General features: G+C 55.6%; 2 protein-coding genes. Both read right to left on the reverse strand.

The features are described from left to right. Positions 1–250 precede the first annotated feature (250 nt). Entirely contained in the window at positions 251–799 is a 549-nt protein-coding gene (gene thpR, locus EJP87_RS17105) for an RNA 2',3'-cyclic phosphodiesterase (RefSeq protein WP_227657766.1), read from the reverse strand. A gap of 18 nt (positions 800–817) precedes the next feature. After that, on the reverse strand, positions 818–1,025 hold a 208-nt coding region (locus EJP87_RS18245), incomplete at its 5' end, for a hypothetical protein (protein WP_193771512.1).

The raw sequence follows: 1,025 nt of genomic DNA on the forward strand, positions 1-1,025 counted from the left end.
AATCCCAGGGATTCCATCCCTGGACCCGGCCAGGGAGGTGCCCTCCCTGGACCCGCAGTTGATTTGGGTGCTGAATAAAAATTTCTGAGGAGGTCCAGGAGGAGATCATCTCCTCCTGGCGGAGGATTGGAGGCGGAGCCTCCAAGATCTTGATTTTGTTTTTTAGCGGCACTTTATCAACAAGCCAAGGCGTTTTTTGCCTTGGCGCAGCGCCGCAAATGTTTGCTACTCATTTGATTGCAAGTTGGTATCAGGTGTGCAACGGTTGGCTATGCAGACGCAGGTAGCGGGGTGGGCCCGATCCCAATTGCGACTGATAGAGGTGCCAGGAGTCTACCGGCCAGAGGATTGTAGGCAGGGGCAGGGCAGTCAACTGGGCGAGGGCAATTGTTTGGGGTGTTCGGCTTCTGGCCAAAGTCAAATGGGGGCTATAGGGGCGGTTGTCCCGTTCACCGCAGGCAATGTGCTCGTTTGCTGCTTTTGCCAGAGCAGATAAAAAGTCGCTGTCTCTCTCTCCCCAACCCAGCCAAAAGAGAGTTGCTGCTGCTGGACGTGGAAAAAATCCCCAGCTTGTGCTGCTCAGGGTGAATGCAGGGATGGTATGGCTGGCGCGTGCCATGCCGGCGATGATCTCCGGGATGAGTTTGCTGTCGGTTTCACCGAGAAAGCGCAGCGTCAAATGGTAGCGTGCGGCAGCACCCCAATGCCAGTCGGGCAGCTTGTGCCGCCAGGGCAGCAGAGCCTCCTGTAGTGCACTACCCAGATCGGGAGGGGGATCGATAGCCAGAAAGAGGCGCATGTGCTGCTCCTGAAGCGGTCAGCTCTCCTGTTCCGGGGCCAGTTGACCTTCGAGCAACAGCGCATTGTTCTCCTGTCGCGCCTGACTATCCATGATCTTGAACAATAAAGTATAATCAACACGCCAACGGGTACCCATTTGGGTCAGGAGTTGGGGCTGTTGATTGGTCAATTGCTGACCTTGCTGATAGTGCGGGGAATATTTAACGATCTGGCCATTTTTGCGC

It is taken from the genome of Candidatus Magnetaquicoccus inordinatus (assembly GCF_004217665.1).
In the GTDB taxonomy this organism is placed as follows: Bacteria; Pseudomonadota; Magnetococcia; order Magnetococcales; family Magnetaquicoccaceae; genus Magnetaquicoccus; species Magnetaquicoccus inordinatus.